The following is a 16,093-nucleotide window of genomic DNA, read 5'->3' as shown; positions in this document are numbered from 1 at the left end:
GGCGTCCGGCCCTCGGCCGGATCGCGGTCACCGATCAGTCCCCGATCCCCAGCGCTCTCCGAGCGGATGCTCAGAAGTAGTCGCCCGCCGTGAAGTGGCGGATGCCGTCCACCCGGGCCTCGCGGCGCAGCGGCCGGATCATCCCGGTGCGGTCGTCCTGCCGCACGGCCGCCGGAGCGAACGCGCGGACGGCGCGTTCCTCCGCGGCGAGCGCGGGGACGGCCAGCTCGCAGGTGCGGACGCCCGCCGCGGCCCAGTCCGCGGCCACCGCGTCCAGCAGAGCGCGACGCACCGCGGCAGGATCGGCCACGGTGGGATCGGCGGCGCTCTCGTGCAGCAGCCCGACGCCGTCGCGCACCTCCGCCACCGCGTAGCCGACCGTCGTCTCCGCCTCGGCGAGCCGGTACAGCGTCGCGCCCCGTAGCCGCACCTCCGCCATCGTCCAGTCGCGGTCGCTGCGCACCGGAGCGAGCACGACCGCACCGGTGCGGGAGCGCTCGTAGACCTCGCGCACCGGGCCGAGGACACCGAGTCCCACGGACTCACGGCGGACCGAGGCGTGCTCTGCGGCCGTCGCCGACGCCGTCCACGGCCCGGCCATCGTGCGGGGCATCGAGATGGTCGCGAAGCCGCTCGACCGGTACACCTCGGGAGTCCCGGTGAACAGCAGGGCCCAGTCGGCGTCGCCCGCCGCGTCCAGGGTGGCCGCCACGAGCCGGCGGGCCAGCCCCCGACCGCGAGCCCGCTCGGCGACCGCAACGCTGCCGATCGCGTGCACCTGCGCCACGCCGCCGTCCGACTCCCGCAGGCGCTTCGGCAACCCGTAGATCGACCCGCACAGGCCGTCCTCGTCCTCCGCGACGACGGTGCGGCACAGCCGCTCGTCGTCCACCAGCCACTGGTCCGGCGCGAGGGGCGGCGTGAAGGCGGCCGCCCACAGTGCAGCGAGGGCGGACTGATCCTCCGCGCGCGCCGACCGCACGAGCACGGCGCTCATGCCATCGAGGAGAGCTGGTCGCGGTCGACGGCGTGTCCGAGGGGCTGCCCTGCGGCGAAGGCGTCGAGCTCGTCCGCCACGATCCGCCCCTGCCGCAGCCGCCCCTCCCTGGTCCCGGCCGCGCGGTGCGGGGTGAGCAGCACCCGCGGTGCCGAGCGGAAGGGACTCCCCTCGGGCAACGGCTCCTCGTCGAACACGTCGATGGCCGCGCTCAACCGACCGCGCTGGAGTTCGGCGAGCAGGGCGGCCTCGTCGACCAGCCACGAGCGCGCCGTGTTCACCAGGCCCGCGCCATCCGGCATCAGGGCGAGTTCGCGCGCACCGATCAGGTGGTGCGTCTCCGGCAGCGTCGGGGCGTGCACGGCGACGATCTGCGCGCCGCGGAGCGCGTCGTCGAGCGCCACGAGCTCCGCCCCGAGGGACGACGCCTCGGCCGCGTCGAGCGTGGGGTCGACGAGCAGCGGCTGCGCGCCGAGCGCCCGGATCAGCTCGAGGTACGCCCGCCCGGTCCGGGAGGCGCCGATGACCGCGATGGGCGCCCCGAGGATCTCGTGCTGCACCCCGACGGCGTCCGCGTCCCACCAGCCGTCGCCGGCGCGCAGGGCGTCGTGCATCTCCGGCACGCGGTGCAGCAGGGCGAGCGTGAACGTCAGCGACACCTCCGCCACCGACCGCGCCATCCCCGCTCCGGCCTGCGTCACCCGCACGCCGCGGTCGAACAGCGCGTCGGTGGCGAAGGGCTTGATCGTGGCGCCGGTGTGCGCGATGAGCTCGAGCTTCGGGAGGGTGGCGAGCACGGTGTCGTCGAAAGGACCCACGCCCCAGCTCGTCACCACGACGCGCGCCTCGTCGAGCACTGCCTCCGCGAGGCGGTCCACCCGCACGAACGACCCGCCGAGCCGCGCCGCGACGTCCTCCAGACGCGCCGCATCGTCCGTCGAGAAGAACTCCGCGAACAGCTCGGCGGAGACGACCGCGACCACGGTCGGTGCGCCCGTCCTCGCGGTCATCGCAGCCAGGCCTCGAGGTTCTCGGCGATGAACGCGTCGTCGTTGAGCTCCGGGTACGCCTGCCGGACACGGGCGATCTCCTCCGCCTGCCCCGGGGAGAGGCCCTCGGCCGGGTCGAGGCACCAGATGCCCTCGAGGAGGCCCTGCTGGCGGAGCATCTCGTGCACCCCGGCGATGACCCCGTGGAAGTCGTTGCCCGGATCGAAAACGGCCTGATTCACGTCCACCATGTCCGAGGCACGGCGTCCCACCTCCCGGTAGGCCTCCGCGTCTCCCGCGAGGGCTCGGTGCACACGCTCCAGCAGCGCGACGGCCGCATGCGTGCCGACGGCCCACTGGCCCAGCAGCCCGCCGACGAACCGGAGGGTGCGCCGCCCGGACGGGGAGTCGACATGGAACTCGGAGAGCAGGTCGGCGACGATCGCGTCGTCGTTGCCGGTGTACAGCGCGATCTCGTCGGCGCGTCCCGAGGCGGCCACGCCGCGCACGAGCTCCAGCGTGCGATAACGGTCGAAGGGCGCCGCCTTCACGGCGACGACGGACGGGATCGCGGCGAACTCCCGCCAGAACTCGCGGTCGAGCACGGGCCCGCCGATCGCGGTCTGCAGATAGAAGCCGACCAGCGGCAGCACCTCGCCGACGGCGCGGGCGCGGTCGAGCAGGGCACGCTCGTCCGCACCCGCGACGCGGGGACTCACCAGCACGGCGTCGTAGCCGAGGGAGCGGGCGAGCTCCGCCTCGGCGACCGCCTGCGCGGTGTCGCCCGCCACTCCGGCGATGCGCACGAGGGTCGCGTCGCCGCGGGCGTTCATCTCCTCCGCGGCCAGCGCGAGCACCGGCTCGAAGAGCGCGTGCTCCGGGTCGCGGATCTCGAACTGCGTCGTGTGCACGCCGACGGCGAGACCACCGGCCCCGGCGTCGAGGTAGTAGCGGGACAGGGCCCGCTGCCGCCGCTCGTCGAGCGTGCGCTCTGCGGTGAGGGCGAGCGGATGGGCCGGGATCACGGCGCCGCGGGCCAGGGTCGCGGCGGCCTCAGGGCGCAGCGACGGCACGGTCGCCGTGTGCGCAGCGGCGTCGGTCATCAGAACTTCCCGTCCCGCACGGCCCACTTGGTGGGCTTGGCGATCATCGGCAGTCCGTCGCTGATCCAGCCGGCCTGCATGCGGATGAGCTCCTCGGCGGAGACGGACGGGTAGCCGAACAGGGCCATGCAGCGCCGGGCGTCGCTGAGCAGCGCGGTCGGCATCGGCTCGTCGACGATCTCGACCTCCCGCTCGAACAGGGCGCCGAAACGGTGGGCGATCGAGGAGACGCTGAGCAGCTCCGGTCCCGTGAGGTTGATCACGAAGGGGTCGGTGGAGGCGTGCACGAGGCTCCGCAGCACGACCTCGTTCGCGTAGCCCTGCCAGATCACGTTGACGTTGGCGGTGGCGACCGAGACCGGCTCCCCCGCGTGCACGGCGCTGCCGATGTCGGCGAGCACCCCGTAGCGGAGGTCGACGGCGTAGTTCAGGCGGATGATCGCGACCTTGGTGCCGCGCTCCTGCGCCCCGAACTCGAACACGCGCTCCCGTCCGAGGCAGGACTGCGCGTACTCGCCGATCGGCGCGGGCGTGGTCTCCTCGTCGGCGCCGCCGGAGGAGGCGGGGACGAACGGGTACACGTTCCCGGTGGAGAGCACCGAGATCGCGCTGTCGCGGTAGCGGCGGGCGATGCGGTCGGGCAGAGCCGCGTTGACCTCCCAGGCCCAGGAGGCGTTGGTCGCGGCGCCGAACTTCGCGCCCACCATGAACACCACGTTCGGGGCATCGGGGAGACCGGAGAGGTCGTCGTTCTCGATGAGGTCGAACGGCACGACGCGCACCCCCGCGGCCTCCAGGCGCTCGCGGATGGCGGCGTCGCCGAAGCGGGAGACCGCGTACACCGCGTCGTCGGTGCGGCCGGCGGCGTCCAGGCCGCGCCGGGCGAGCATCGCCAGGGTCGGGCCCATCTTGCCGCCGGCGCCGAGGATCACGAGGTCTCCGGAGCCCTGCGCGAGGTCGGCCACGAGCCCGTCGCTCGGGGTGGCGAGCGCCTCCTCGAGCTCGGCCTCGGAGGCGAATGCGTACTGCGTCATGGTGGTGCGGTTCCCTTCTTCTCAGCCCTTGATCCCGGTGCCGGTGACGCCCTCCTGCACGTACCGCTGAGCGATGAGGTACGCGAGGAAGATCGGCAGCAGCGCCACGACGGAGCCGGCGAGCATGGTGCTGAGCGGCACATCCTGCTGCTGCAGCGACGAGATGCCCACGGTGAGGGTGAACATCGAGTTGGACTTGGCGATGATGAGCGGCCAGAGGAAGTCGTTCCAGTGCCAGAGGAAGACGAAGATCCCGAGCGTCGCGAGGATCGGCTTGCACAGCGGCAGCACGATCCGCAGGAAGATGCGGAACTCGCCGGCGCCGTCGATGCGGGCGGCCTCGAAGAGCTCGTCCGGAAGGCCCTGGATGAACTGGCGCATGAGGAAGACCGCCTGCGCGTTCGCGAGCGTCGGCAGGATGAGCCCCCAGTACGTGTCGATGCCGCCGAGGTTCGCCATGAGGATGAACGTCGGGATCAGCGTCACGTGGAACGGCACCATGACCATCGCCAGGAACGACCAGAACATGACCTCCTTGCCGCGGAAGCGCTTCTTGGCGAAGGCGTAGCCGGCGAGCGCGGAGAGGAACAGCACCGCCACGACCGAGACGAGCGAGTAGACGAGCGTGTTGAACAGCCAGACGAGGATGTTCTGCCCGCCGAGCACCTGCTCGTACGCCTCGAAGGAGATGTCGTTCCACGGGAGCAGCGAGCCGGGGAGCTCGACGAGCATGCCCGGCTTCAGGCTCAGCACGACCATGGCGTAGAAGGGGAAGAAGCTGAGGATGCCGGCGAGGCTGAGCCAGATCCAGCGGACGGCGATGCCCCAGCCGGTCGGCTCGAGCGCGCGGAACGAGCGGCGTTTCCGCGCGGCGGGACGCGTCGCGGGCGGCGTCGTCTGCGTCGGCGGCTGCAGGAGGGCGGTCATTTCTGCTTTCCGATCACGAGGCGCTGGATGAGGGCGACCACGAGGGTCATGATGAACAGGGCCACGCCCACCGCGGCCGCGTAGCCGTAGTCGAAGTAGCGGAAGCCCTGGTCGTAGAGCATGTAGACGAGCGAGTAGCTCGCGTTCGCCGGCCCGCCCTGGGTCATCACGTAGATGACGTCGAAGACCTGGAAGGCGGCCGTCGTCTCGATCACCGCGAGGAAGAAGAACGTCGGGCGCAGGTGCGGGAGGATGATCCACCGGAAGCGCTGCCAGGCGTTCGCGCCGTCGACCAGCGCCGCCTCCTCCAGCTCGCGCGGCACGTCCTGCAGGGCGGCGATGAGGATCATCATCCCGTAGCCGAACCGGGACCAGACGCCGACGACGACGATCGCGGGGATCACGAGCACCGTGCTGCCGAGCCAGGAGCCGCCGAGGCCGAGCGGGGTCATCAGGGCGGACCACGGACCGTTGGCGGAGAAGATCCAGACGAAGATCGAGCCGGCCAGCACGAGCGAGGTGATGACGGGGAGGAAGAAGATCGAGCGGAAGAACCGGGCGCCGCGGAAGGCACGTCGCACGCCGAGGGCCATGATCGTCGACAGCACGAGCGCGATCGGCACGGCGAAGACCGTGTAGATGAGGGTGGTCCCCAGCGCCCGCCAGAACAGCGGGTCGGCGATGAGGCGCTGGAAGTGGTCGAGGCCGCGCCAGGCGATCTCGCCGGAGATGTCGTAGTCGAAGAAGCTCAGCGCCACACCCGCGATGCTCGGGCCGAAGCGGAAGGCGATGAACAGCAGGAAGGCGGGGAGCACGAACAGGAATGCGACGCGCGCTTCCCGTCGGGCGAGCACCCGGGCGACCCGTCCTGCGGGCTTCGGCGCCGTGGTGGCCGTCGTCATTGTCGATTCCTCACGTGGGGGGGCAGAGAGAGGGGGCGTGCGGCGGGTACCCGCACGCCCCCGGGGTGTCACTTCTGCAGCAGCGGGGCTGCGGCGGCCGCGGCGTCCTTCAGGGCGTCGGCCGGGGACTTCTGGCCGAGCAGGGCGGCCTGGATCTCCGGCGAGAGCACGCCCATGAGCGCACGGGAGCTGGCGTCGAGCTCGCCCACCGTGGTGTCGGGGACGTACTTCTCGACCTCGCCGAGGAGCGGGTCGTCGGCGTACAGCGGCTCGGTGGTGCTGAGGGCCGAGAAGTAGCCGGCGGCCTTGAGGTACGGCTCGACGACGTCGGCGCCGGTCGCGAACTCGGCGAACGCGGCTGCGGCCTCGGGGGCCTTCGAGCCCTTGAGCACGGACAGCGAGCCGACGGTGCCGTAGGCGACGGACTCCTCATCGGTCAGCGGCGCGAGGACCTTGACGTTCTCCTCGCCCCAGAACGGCGCGACCTCGGTCACGGCGTTGTTCCAGGTGCAGGCGACCTTGCCCTGGGCGATGGCGGTCTGCTCCAGCGGGACGTTGGTCGTGAGGGCCTCCGGGTCGAGCGCGCCCTCCTCGGCCAGGTCGGTCAGGAAGGTGAGCGCCTCTTCGCCGGCCTTGCTGTCGAAGCCGACCTCGCCGTCCTCGGTGTAGACCTCCCCGCCGGCCTGCCAGAGCAGCGGGTAGTAGGTGAGGTTGAGGGTGTTCTCGGCCGACGCCGGGTAGTTGAGGGCGTACATGCCCTTGTCGACGAAGGCCGGGGCCATCTCGGCGATGTCGTCCCAGGTCTCCGGGTACTCGGTCACGCCGGCGGCCTCGAACGCGGCCGCGTTGCAGATGAGGGGCTGCGCGCTGGTGAGGATCGGGGCGCCGAGGATGTCGCCGCCGAGCGTGACCGACTCCTTGACGTTGGGGAGCAGGTCGCCCTGGCGCTCCTCGCTGAGCAGGTCGTTCAGCGGCGCGATCGACTTCTGGTACGCCGCGAGCTGGTCGGGGATGAGGTAGACGACGTCCGGTCCCTTGCCGGCGGCGATCGCCGTCTGCAGGGCCTCGTCGCGGTTCGCCCACGGGAAGATCTCGTACTTCACGTTGACGTTCTCGTTCTCCTTCTCGAACGCCTCGATGGTCGAGTCCCAGAAGTCCTTGTGCATCGCCTCGTCGGCGATGACGGGGTAGAGCCAGACCGTGATGTCCTGCTCGCCCTCTGCGGTGTTGCCTCCGCCGGCCGAACATCCGGCCAACAGGGTGGCGGCCGCGACTCCCGCGACGACGCCGGTGATCTTGCTGACGCGCATGGTGCTCCTTTGCGTAAACCGTGCTGAGTACGGTTCATTATGACATTGGCTTTGGATAATTCGTCAAGCACAAGTTCTCAGAGGCTTGTTTCGACCGTGTTTCTCGGCCGTGAACAACAATCCCCGATCTGAGAATCGGGTGTGCTAATTTGATCGCACCAACGGCGGAGACGAAGGAGGGACCCGATGGGCGCGACCAGTCCGCTCTCGATCGTGGCGCGGTCCGCACTCCGGCTGCGGGACGCGGGGCCGGCGACCGTCAGCGACCTCTCCCGCTCGCTCGAGGTCTCTCGCACCTCGGTGGAGAACGCCGTGGCGGTGCTCTCCGACTCCGGACTCCTCGTCGACGCTCCCGCGCAGAACGGCGGCGGCGCGGGGCGCCCGGCCCGCCGCTACTCCTTTCACGCCACGGCCGGTGTGGTGGTGGGCGTGGACATCGGGGTCGCGAGCGTGCGGGTCGTCGTCGCGGATCTCGCGGGCGTGGTCATCGCCCAGCGGGCGTTCCCCGGCGTCGCGGAGCAGCCGGACGGCCCGGCCAAGCTCGCCGCGGTGATCGACGACGTCCGGCGCACGCTCTCGCCGCTCTCGCTGCCGCGGACCGGCCTGCGCGCGATCGGCGTCTCCCTGCCCGGCATCGTCGACGACGACGGACGGGTCACCACGTCGGTCGTCATCCCGGAGTGGTCCGGTATCGACATCGGCTCGCAGCTGCGTCAGGCGTTCGGCTGCCCCGTGGCCGTCGACAACGGCGTGCGACTCGCGGCCGTCGCGGAGCACCACCTCGGCGTCGCGCAGCTCGTCGACGACGTCATCTACCTGTCCGTCGGCAACCGCATCGCCATGGGCCTCATCCTCGGGGGCCGTCCCCGACGCGGCATCCACAACGCGGCGGGAGACATCGGTCGCCTGGCGTTCCGTGGCCTCAACACCGAGACCGGGCAGATCTCCTGGCGCACCGCCCCGACGGCCGCCGAGGTGTTCGCCCTGGCGCGCACCGGAGAGCAGGCCGCCCAGGAGGAGCTCGACGGCTTCATCGATGAACTCGCCCACGGGATCGCGACCCTGATCATGACGGTCGACCCCGCCATGGTCGTGATCGGCGGCGGACTCTCGGCCGCGCACGAACAGCTGCTCGACCCCCTGCGCGCCGCTCTGCCCGGCCACCTCGGACTGCCGTTCCAGGTGCCCGTCGCGGAGGCACGGCTCGGAGCGGAAGCCGCCGCCCACGGCGCCGTCGTGCACGCGTTCCAGCGGCATCCGGGCGACATCTACGGCATCGAGGACATGCCCGCCCCACCGATCACCCCCCTGCCGCACGACCCCGCGGCCGGCGACGACCCCGAGGAGAAGCAATGAGCACGTTGAAGGTCGGACTCATCGGCGCGGGCGGGATCTCCCGCGTGCACGCCGACGCCTGGCGGGCGCTCGGCGTGCAGGGCTTCGTCACCTCGAAGGAGGGCGCCGAGGAGATCGCCGCCGAGTACGGCTTCGAGGTCGTGGCCGACGTCGACGCGCTCCTCGAGAAGGTCGACGTCGTCGACATCGTCACCCCCAGCAGCACCCACGCCGACTTCGCCCTGCGCGCCATCGCCCGCAAGCTCGACGTGATCTGCGAGAAGCCGCTCGCCGCGACCGCGGAGGCCGCCGCCGAGGTGACCGCCGCCGCAGCCGCCGCGGGAGTGCGGCTGTTCCCCGCCCACGTCGTCCGGTACATGGGGGAGTACGCCCGGATCAAGGCCGGCATCGACGCCGGGCAGATCGGCACCCCTGCCATGCAGCGCTTCCGTCGCCTCGGCGCCGCGCCCCAGGCCCCGTGGTTCTTCTCGGAGCGCGCCGGGGGCGGCGTCATCCGCGACCTCATGATCCACGACATCGATCAGGCGCTGTGGTTCGCCGGCCCGGTCGACAGCGTCTACGCCGTGCAGAACCCGCCGACGGTCGACGACCGTGTGCCGGCCCCGGTCACGGCGCACGTCGTGCTGACCCATCGCAATGGGGTCATCAGCCACGTGCACGCGAGCTGGGTGCAGCCCGGCATGCCCTTCCGCACGAGCGTCGAGGTCGCCGGCTCCGAGGGGCGCCTGCGCTACGACAGCGCCGAGGACCACACGCTGCGCACCGACGCCGTGCTCGTCGAGGGCGCGACCGACTACCTGCCGCCGATGTCACCGGAGGAGAGCCCGTACTACGCGGAGATCGCCGACTTCGTGGCCGCGATCGCGGAGGGACGCGACGCCGCCGTCACCCCGGAGGACGGGATCCGGGCGGTCGCGGTCGCCGAGGCCGCCTACGCCTCGATCGCATCCGGAGCCCCGGTCGCCCTCCCCGCTTCGTCCCCCGCCGTCGCCGTCGCCGAGGAGGCCACCCGATGACCGCTCCCCGCCCGCTGCGGATCGCCGTGCTGTCCTTCGCGCACACGCACGCCCTCAGCTACGTGCACGCGCTGCAGCAGATGCCCGACGTCGAGCTGATCGCCGCCGACCGCGACGGCGCCTCCGCCCCGGACGACGCTCCGCGCGGCGCCGCTCTGGCCGCGGAGCTCGGGGTCGCCTACGTCGAGACCTACGACGAGGCCTTCGCCTGGGGCCCGGACGCGGTGGTCGTGGCCGCCGAGAACTCCCGTCACCGCGCCCTCGTCGAACAGGCCGCCGCGGCGGGCGTGCACGTGCTGTGCGAGAAGCCGCTGGCGACGACGGTCGAGGACGCGGTCGCGATGCGCGACGCCTGCGACCGCGCGGGCGTGCTGCTGATGGTCGCGTACCCGGTGCGCTTCTCCCCCGCGGTGCGTGATGCGGTCGCCGAGCTGCGCAGCGGACGCCTCGGGGCGATCCTCGGCGTCACCGGCATCAACAACGGCAAGCTGCCGCAGGACCGGGCCTGGTTCACCGATCCCGAGCTCGCCGGCGGCGGTGCCCTGGTCGACCACGTCGTGCACTGCGCCGACCTCCTCGACGAGCTCCTGGGAGAGCGTGCGCAGACCGTCCGCGCGGTGTCGAACAGCATCCTGCACGGGGAGCGCGACCTCGCGGTCGAGACGGGGGGCCTCGTGACGATCCAGTATCCGAGCGGCGTGGTCGCCACGATCGACTGCTCGTGGAGCTGGCCGATGAGCTCGGCGACCTGGGGCGGCCTCACCCTCGAGGTCGTGGCAGAGCGCGGGACCGTGACCGTGAGCCCCTTCGCGAAGGGCGTGGCCGGGCACGATGCCCACGGCGAGACCTGGACCCCGGTCGGGGCCGACCTCGACGCCCTGCTGCTCGAGGAGTTCGTGCAGGCCGTCCGCGCGGGCCGTCAGCCCCAGCCCGACGCCGGTGTCGGCATCCGCACCGTCGAGATCGTGAAGGCCGCCCAGGAGTCCGCGTCCCGCGCCGGCACCCCCATCCCCCTCTAGCCCCCCGGGGCGTGCGCACCTCCCACCGGCACCTCGCGGGATCGAAAACGGTCCCACTCCCGTCCCTCCAGGCCCGTTTCCGGTCCCGCACGTGCCGCGTCCCGCCATGCGGGATCAAAACCGCGCCTTCCGCTCCCGTCCCGGGCCCGTTTCCGGTCCCGCACCCACCGGCATGGCCGAGTTCCCGGCCCGCTGGGTCGACACGTGCCCGATCGAGAACGCGCTTGACTCAGGGCCCGCGGGTGCGATTCCCGTCCCGCACGGAGACGGCACGTCCCACTCCGGCCCTCGCGCAGGCACACCGTGCGCGCATGCCCGCCTCCCCGCCCCTTCCGTGGCGGGCGAGCGAGCGGGCATGAAACCGGCGCGGCGGGTGTTGCACCGGAGGCCGCAGCGACACGGAGGAGACATCATGCGCATCGACCTCGCCGGGAGAACCGCCCTCGTCACGGGTTCCACTCAGGGCATCGGACTCGCCATCGCCACGACCCTCGCCGACGCGGGAGCGCGGGTCGCGGTCAACGGCCGGAACCCCGAGACCGTGTCGTCGGTCATCGCCACGCTGCAGGCGGAGGATCCGGACCGGAACCTCGTGCCGGCCCCGGGCGACGTCACCACGGAGGACGGTGCCGCTGCCGTCCTCGCCGCCACCGGAGACGTGGACATCCTCGTCAACAACCTCGGCATCTTCGGAGCGACCCCCGCGCTCGACATCTCCGACGACGAGTGGCGGCGGTACTTCGAGGTGAACGTGCTCGCCGCCGTCCGGCTCATCCGCGCGACCCTGCCCGGCATGACCGAGCGCGGCTGGGGTCGGGTGCTCGACATCGCCAGCGACTCCGCGGTCGTGATCCCCGCCGAGATGATCCACTACGGCATGTCGAAGACGGCGCTGCTCGCGGTGTCCCGGGGTTTCGCGAAGGAGGCGGCCGGCACGGGCGTGACGGTGAACTCGGTGCTCGCGGGCCCGACCCACACCGGCGGCGTGGAGGACTTCGTGTACTCGCTCGTGGATCCGCAGCTGCCGTGGGAGGAGGCGCAGCGTGAGTTCATGCGCGTGCACCGCCCCCAGTCCCTGCTGCAGCGGCTCATCGAGCCGGAGGAGATCGCGAACATGGTCGCGTACCTCGCGTCCCCGCTCGCCTCGGCGACGACGGGCGCCGCGGTCCGCGTCGACGGCGGTTACATCGACGCCATCATCCCCTGATCCTTCGAATCGCGCACGTGGCGGCATCTCCGGTCGGAATGGGGCCATTCGGGCGATTCGAAACGGAGGGGTAAGCTGGCCCCCGGAGAAGCACGGAGAGGCGGTGATGGCGATGTCCGACGATAGTAACGACGCCGCCCTCGCTGCGTCGCGCTTCCCTGCATCTGCGCGTTGAGCTCCCGCTCCGCGTCCGTGCCTCTCGCCTCGCAGTCATCGGCGGCGTCTCCCGCCCCCTGACGAACCCGCGCGCAGACCCGCGTCTGCGTGCACCCGCGAGAACGGAGCCGCATCATGGCGCTCATCGACAACGGCGTGTACGTCCACGGACGTCGCGTGGAGACCCCGAAGAACCTGGACGAGACCTACCGGATGCTGGATGCCGCCGGCGGGATCGCGTGGATCGGGCTGTACCGACCGAGTCCCGAGGAGGTCGCCTCCGTCGCTCGCGAGTTCGATCTGCACCCGCTCGCCGTCGAGGACGCGCTCTCGGGCCATCAGCGCTCGAAGGTGGAGCGCTACGGCGACACCCTCTTCGCCGTGCTGCGCCCCGCGCGGTACCGCGACAAGGAGGAGTCGATCGAGTTCGGGGAGCTGCACCTGTTCATCGGCCCCGACTTCGTGGTGACGATCCGCCACGCCGAGTCGCCGAACCTCGCCGCGGTCCGCCGCCGGATGGAGGCGAACCCGGAGCTGCTCGCGATGGGACCGGAGGCGGTGTTCTACGCGATCCTCGACGAGGTCGTGGACGAGTACGAGCCCGTCGTCGCCGGCCTCGAGAACGACATCGATGAGATCGAGGATCAGCTCTTCGGCGACAGCGACGACGACGCCCTCTCCCGCCGCATCTACGAGCTCTCCCGCGAGGTCATCAACTTCCAGCGCGCCGTGCACCCTCTGAGCGGCATGCTGGAGTGGCTGCGCCGCGGGTCGGAGAAGTACCGCATCGATGAGGAGCTGCAGCGCTCGCTCCGGGATGTGCTCGACCACACGATCCGCGTGAACGAGCGCGTGGACTCGTTCCGCGCGATCCTGGAGAACGCCCTCACCGTGCAGTCGGCGCTCGTCGCCCGGCGGCATTCGGAGGCGGGTTTGGCCCAGAACGATGAGATCAAGAAGATCTCCTCGTGGGCGGCCATCATCTTCGCGCCCACCCTCGTCGGCACCGTCTACGGCATGAACTTCGACGTGATGCCCGAGCTGCACTGGGCGTTCGGCTATCCGATGGCGATCGGGGCGATGCTTGCCTTCGCCGTCGGCCTGTTCGGGGTGTTCAAGTACAAGAAGTGGTTGTGACGCGCAGGCTGTCACGCCGATTCAGGCCATCGCTTCCGGAAAGCGCCTGAACCGGCGTGACCGCCTGTCTCATCGAACGGCGATCACGGGGAACGCCGGGTCGTCGCCGGAGGTCGCGGGGATCTGCAGCTGGGCCTTCTGCGCCGAGTCCAGCGTGAGGGTCCACCGCAGCCCCCGAGCCGTCCGCTCGACCTCGCCCACCGGCGGCACGGGGACCTCGACATCCGCGAACGCCGTCAGATCGATGTCCACGACAGCCCGTCCTCCCACCGCCCCGGCGTTGGCGAGGTCCAGGACGATCAGCGTGTCCTGCGCGGCTCCCGGCTGCGGGGATAGCTCGACCGAGTAGCCGATCGCCGACTTCGTGTGCACCGAGAACCGGATCGGCGCGGTGGTGGCCGAGGTGTCGGTGCCCATGACCGTCCGGGCCACGACCTCGTAGGTCCCCTGCGTCAGCGGCGCGTCCGCCGTCCAGGTGCCGTCGTCGCGCACGGTCACGAACCGCAGGAACGGCGTGAGCTCCCCGTCGCGCACGTGCACGCGGACGCGCGAGCCCGGTACGCCGGTACCCGAGATCGTCGTGGTGGTCGCCGCGACCGTGGCTCCGGCCTTCGGGGTGAGGATGGTCGGCGCAGCCGGAGAAGTGCGGATGACGATGGGCGCACGGGCCGCGCCGGCGGTCAGAGTGCTCACGCCCGCAGGGGCATCCGCCGGGATGGGGAACACGGTCGCGAACCGTCCCTGCCCGTCGGTCCGCACCGGCATGGTGGCCGTGCCCACGCGAAGCTCCACACTGCTCCGCGGCGGATACCCGCTGCCCGTCACCCGGAACGGCTGGCCGGTGAGGGCGACACGGGAGTAGACGCCGACAGCGGGGACGGAGGCGCCGATGTCGGCGTCCATGAGGCCTGCGCCCATCCGGTCCGGCCCTTCGTCCGCGACCCCGTCGGCCGTTGCCGTGATACGGCGCGTGACCTCGTCCGGGGTGAGCGTCGGGTCGGCCGCGAGCAGCCGCGCGGCGAGCCCCGCGACGTGCGGGGAGGCCATGGAGGTGCCGGGGAACAGCGCGTAGATCGAGCCGTCGTCCTGACGGGTCACGGCAGACCAGACGACGCCGGGTGCGGTGACGGTGACCGTGCCCGCTCCGTAGTTGGAGAATCGGGCCATGACGACGGCGCCGCTGGTCTCGTCCTGGTCGGCGGCGGCGACCGAGATCACGTCGGGCAGCCCGGCCGGGGCCTTCAGGCACGACGAGTCGACCGGCCGCGGCTCGGGTGCACCGTCATTGGGGCTGACGACGTCGGTGGTCATGGTGGCGAGGTCCTGCGCCTCGTTGCCCACGGCGGCGACGGTGACGACGCCCTGCTCATGCGCGTACGCGTATGTGCGGCGGAGGGCCTCGAGCGCGGCGGACTGCGTCTCGTCGCCGGCGCACCAGACGTACCAGGGGTCGACGTAATAGCTGTGGTTCACGACCGGGATGTCGTGCCGGACCGCCCACATCGTGGCGCAGATGCTGGCCTCCGGGTAGATGTGCCCGGTCTGGTTGTCGACCTTGATGGCGGCGACCCGCGCGTCCGGGGCGATCCCCCGGATGCCGGCGCCGTCGGCAGCACCCGCGATACTGCCGGCCACATGCGTCCCGTGGGCTCCGGAGAGTCCCGCTCCCGGAGCCCACGCCGCCGGTCGGGTGTCCGGGACGCCGTTGATGCCGCAGCCGACCGAGAGAGCGGGGTCGATGCGGTCGGCGAGGTCGGGGTGCCCCGCATCGATGCCGTTGTCCGCGACCCCGACGACCACACCTGCGCCGCCCGGGGTCGTCGCGCCGACGGCGACCGTGTCCCACGCGGTGCCCTCGGCAGGCATCGCCTCGGGTTCCTCCGTGACGCCTGCCGCGGACTCGGCGGGGTCGGGGAGGCGGTCGGGCGTGGTCGACGTGCGGGTGGGACCGACGGACTGCACCCACGGGAGGTCGCGGAGCTGCGCGGCGAACCCGCCCTCGGGCGCCCGGACGACGGTGACACCGATCTCCGGGTACGAGATCAGGAACGTCCCTCCCGCGTCGGCGAGGGCCGCACGCAGCGTCTCCTCGCTCGGACCGCCGGGGGCGGTGTTCACGACCCAGTTCAGGGCGGGGGTGTCGGGGGCGACTTCCGCAGCCGCCGGGAGCGGGGATGACGGGATCGCGAGGGCGAGAACGGCACCGACGGCGAGCGCCACGCCGATGCCACGGGAGAGGGGACGGATCACAGCAGCCTGCCTTTCGAACGCGGCCCTGGGCCGTCGAGTCGGGATGGTCCAGTGAACAAGAGGCGCGAAGGGGTGTTCGATTACGCGCGACCCTGGGCCGAGGTCGCGGAAGAACCAGAGGCCGCGGAAGGCAGGATGCGCGAGACTGGAAGCATGGCGCTCGAAATCCTCCTGTCCCGCATCGTCGAGAGCGGTCTGCTCGAAGACCCCGTCTCCGAGAACGGTCTCGTCTACGGACGGGCGAGCCTGGACGCCGCCGGCACCGTCGTGAACGTGAACGTGGACCCCGAGCTCGACGGCGACGAGAGCGCGGAGGACATGGATCCGGACGAGCTCGTGGCGGCCATCGCGCGCGTGCTCTCGATGAGCGAGAAGCGGTGGCGGGCGATCGTCGAGGAGGTCGCGCTCGACATCGAGGATGCGGTGGACGAGGAGCCGGTGGTCGAGCAGGTCGACCTGCGGGACGACCTCGAGGCCACGTCGGTCGTGGTGTTCGCGGACGCCGTGCTGCTCGCGTTCGTCGCCCCCCGGCAGTTCCCGGAGTCGCGCATCCTCGTGCAGCTCGATGAGGAGCTGGAGGTCGACGGCATCGAGGTGCGCGAGCCCGACGGCACCGAGGTCATCGACGTCGACACGCTCGACGAGCTGATGGACCTCATCAGCCGCGCCGACCGCGACTGACCCCGCCGA

General features: G+C 71.6%; 14 protein-coding genes. 6 read left to right on the top strand and 8 right to left on the bottom strand.

Features of this window, described 5'->3' with window-relative positions; translation table 11 throughout:
• Positions 1-70: 70 nt before the first annotated feature.
• From RI211_RS00885 to RI211_RS00855, 7 genes are all read right to left on the bottom strand, one after another.
• The gene (locus tag RI211_RS00885; protein WP_315638269.1) at positions 71-997 is read right to left on the bottom strand and encodes a GNAT family N-acetyltransferase; all 927 of its coding nucleotides are present in this window, start codon (positions 995-997) and stop codon (positions 71-73) included.
• Positions 994-2,007, bottom strand: coding sequence for a hydroxyacid dehydrogenase (locus RI211_RS00880; RefSeq protein ID WP_315638270.1), 1,014 nt, complete (start codon positions 2,005-2,007; stop codon positions 994-996). The genes RI211_RS00885 and RI211_RS00880 overlap by 4 nt, the downstream gene beginning before the upstream one ends.
• A complete protein-coding gene (locus tag RI211_RS00875; protein WP_315638271.1) occupies positions 2,004-3,089 on the bottom strand; it encodes a dihydrodipicolinate synthase family protein in 1,086 nt (361 codons plus the stop codon). Before RI211_RS00875 ends, RI211_RS00880 begins: the two co-directional genes overlap by 4 nt.
• The gene (locus tag RI211_RS00870) at positions 3,089-4,123 is read right to left on the bottom strand and encodes an NAD-dependent epimerase/dehydratase family protein (protein WP_315638272.1); all 1,035 of its coding nucleotides are present in this window, start codon (positions 4,121-4,123) and stop codon (positions 3,089-3,091) included. The genes RI211_RS00875 and RI211_RS00870 overlap by 1 nt, the downstream gene beginning before the upstream one ends.
• A gap of 21 nt (positions 4,124-4,144) precedes the next feature.
• Entirely contained in the window at positions 4,145-5,050 is a 906-nt protein-coding gene (locus RI211_RS00865) for a carbohydrate ABC transporter permease (RefSeq protein ID WP_312674201.1), read from the bottom strand.
• On the bottom strand, positions 5,047-5,952 hold the full coding sequence (locus tag RI211_RS00860; RefSeq protein ID WP_315638273.1) for a carbohydrate ABC transporter permease: 906 nt from the start codon (positions 5,950-5,952) through the stop codon (positions 5,047-5,049). Before RI211_RS00860 ends, RI211_RS00865 begins: the two co-directional genes overlap by 4 nt.
• Before the next feature lie 68 nt (positions 5,953-6,020).
• Complete coding sequence (locus tag RI211_RS00855) at positions 6,021-7,262, bottom strand: ABC transporter substrate-binding protein (protein WP_268777503.1); 1,242 nt, start codon at positions 7,260-7,262, stop codon at positions 6,021-6,023.
• A gap of 186 nt (positions 7,263-7,448) precedes the next feature.
• On the opposite strand from RI211_RS00855, the gene RI211_RS00850 reads away from it, so the two are divergent.
• The 5 genes from RI211_RS00850 to corA all read left to right on the top strand — a co-directional run bounded on the left by RI211_RS00850 (position 7,449) and on the right by corA (position 13,153).
• Positions 7,449-8,618 (top strand): ROK family protein, encoded by a 1,170-nt coding sequence (locus RI211_RS00850; protein ID WP_315638274.1) that lies wholly within the window; start codon positions 7,449-7,451, stop codon positions 8,616-8,618.
• Positions 8,615-9,634, top strand: coding sequence for a Gfo/Idh/MocA family protein (locus RI211_RS00845; RefSeq protein ID WP_315638275.1), 1,020 nt, complete (start codon positions 8,615-8,617; stop codon positions 9,632-9,634). Before RI211_RS00850 ends, RI211_RS00845 begins: the two co-directional genes overlap by 4 nt.
• On the top strand, positions 9,631-10,653 hold the full coding sequence (locus RI211_RS00840) for a Gfo/Idh/MocA family protein (protein ID WP_315638276.1): 1,023 nt from the start codon (positions 9,631-9,633) through the stop codon (positions 10,651-10,653). The genes RI211_RS00845 and RI211_RS00840 overlap by 4 nt, the downstream gene beginning before the upstream one ends.
• 412 nt (positions 10,654-11,065) lie before the next feature.
• Positions 11,066-11,860, top strand: coding sequence for an SDR family NAD(P)-dependent oxidoreductase (locus RI211_RS00835; RefSeq protein ID WP_315638277.1), 795 nt, complete (start codon positions 11,066-11,068; stop codon positions 11,858-11,860).
• Positions 11,861-12,151: 291 nt separating this feature from the next.
• Positions 12,152-13,153, top strand: coding sequence for a magnesium/cobalt transporter CorA (gene corA / locus RI211_RS00830; protein WP_187662923.1), 1,002 nt, complete (start codon positions 12,152-12,154; stop codon positions 13,151-13,153).
• A gap of 69 nt (positions 13,154-13,222) precedes the next feature.
• On the opposite strand, the gene RI211_RS00825 is transcribed toward corA, so the two are convergent.
• The gene (locus tag RI211_RS00825; protein WP_315638278.1) at positions 13,223-15,403 is read right to left on the bottom strand and encodes a S8 family peptidase; all 2,181 of its coding nucleotides are present in this window, start codon (positions 15,401-15,403) and stop codon (positions 13,223-13,225) included.
• 153 nt (positions 15,404-15,556) lie between these two features.
• On the opposite strand from RI211_RS00825, the gene RI211_RS00820 reads away from it, so the two are divergent.
• Positions 15,557-16,084 (top strand): cytochrome C5, encoded by a 528-nt coding sequence (locus RI211_RS00820; RefSeq protein WP_259951761.1) that lies wholly within the window; start codon positions 15,557-15,559, stop codon positions 16,082-16,084.
• The last annotated feature ends 9 nt before the right edge of the window (positions 16,085-16,093 follow it).

The sequence above is a fragment of the Microbacterium meiriae genome (assembly GCF_032364335.1).
Classification (GTDB): Bacteria; Actinomycetota; Actinomycetes; order Actinomycetales; family Microbacteriaceae; genus Microbacterium; species Microbacterium meiriae.
The sequence above is the reverse complement of the archived record's forward strand: the minus strand, read 5'-3'. Positions and strand labels throughout refer to the sequence as shown.